We start from the raw sequence: 1,300 nt of genomic DNA, 5'->3' as shown, positions 1-1,300 counted from the left end.
ATTTAACAAAAAGAAACCCGCACACACGTGGCACTGAACCCTTAAAATGGGAACTTAATAAAAACACTATTTTCTAGGCTGCTAATTTCCTGAATTCTAAAGGGGATAAGTAGCCTAGTTTTTGTTGAATTCTAATTTTATTATAGTTTTCAATGTAATTTTCGACAATATCTATTACAATGTCATTAGAGCTATTAAGCTCGTTGTTTAAATAGAATGTTTCACACTTTAGCGAGGAATGGAAGCATTCAATTGGGGCATTATCGGCTGGCGTTCCCTTACGGGACATGCTTCTGGTAATGCCTTTTTCTTCGCATAATTTGTAATATTCGTACGATGTATATACACTTCCCTGATCGCTATGGAGTATACACCCGCTAGGTAGTTCTATTTGCTTTAATGTATCATTAACTAACTTTTGATCTTGTTGAGTTCTAATAGTATAAGCGATAATTTCTCCGTTGTATAAATCCATGATTGAAGATAAATACAACATCGTTTTACCGTAAGGTAAATAAGTAATGTCTGTTGTAAGTATTTCTAATGGCTTTTCTGTTTTAAAGTTTCTATTGAGAAGATTATTTGTTTTATAGTATGCACTTCCTGGTTTTTTTGATTTCTTCATTCGTACTTTACAATTTAAATTGTGTTTCTGCATAATCCTTTGAACTTTTTTATGATTTATCGTTTGATTAAATTTTCTATTTATAAGCGCAGTTATTTTTCTATACCCATATGTAAAACGATGTTTCTTACATAATTGTATAATTTCATGTTCTGATTCAACCATTCTAAAATCTTTATTTTTCCACCTATAATAAGTAGACTTTGGAATATTTAGAACTTCTAAAATTAGACTTACGTTATATCTAAGCTTCAATTCTTTTACCAATTCAACAACTACTTCTGGGACCACTTCCTTTCCAATTCCTTGTACTTTTTTAAAATTTCATTCTCTACTTCTTTACGCTTTAGCTTAATCTTTAAGTCCTCTACAGTACTTAATTCTTCGCTTCCTTTTCCGTAGGAATATTGTTTTCCAACTTGCTGTTTAAACCTATGCGTTTCTCCATTTCTATACCATTTCCACCAATTATCAACTTGCGATTTATTTTTAATATTTAACGTATCCATTATTTCTCTTGTACTATATCCATTAAGCTTCATTTCTACTACTTTATATTTTGTTTCAATTGAATAAGCGACTCTTTTCATAGAAAAAACACCTCCGTTTAAATTCATTTTATACGAATTCAACGAAAGTGTTTTTATTTTATTCCCACAAATTGGGGTCAGTTCA

At 30.5% G+C, this 1,300-nt stretch carries 1 protein-coding gene; it reads right to left on the bottom strand.

What is annotated here, in order from left to right:
• Window positions 1-73 precede the first annotated feature (73 nt).
• Window positions 74-1,215, bottom strand: a protein-coding gene (locus KA900_RS14095; RefSeq protein ID WP_210139770.1) for an IS3 family transposase whose coding sequence is annotated in 2 segments (ribosomal slippage) — window positions 74-945 and window positions 945-1,215 — 1,143 coding nt in all. Because the reading frame shifts where the segments join, the coding sequence is not laid out codon by codon here.
• Window positions 1,216-1,300: the final 85 nt, after the last annotated feature.

Origin of the sequence: Staphylococcus sp. GDY8P120P, assembly GCF_017892065.1 — a bacterium.
Lineage (GTDB): Bacteria > Bacillota > Bacilli > Staphylococcales > Staphylococcaceae > Staphylococcus > Staphylococcus nepalensis.
Note: the sequence above shows the minus strand (reverse complement) of the source record. Positions and strands in the feature narration are given on the sequence as shown.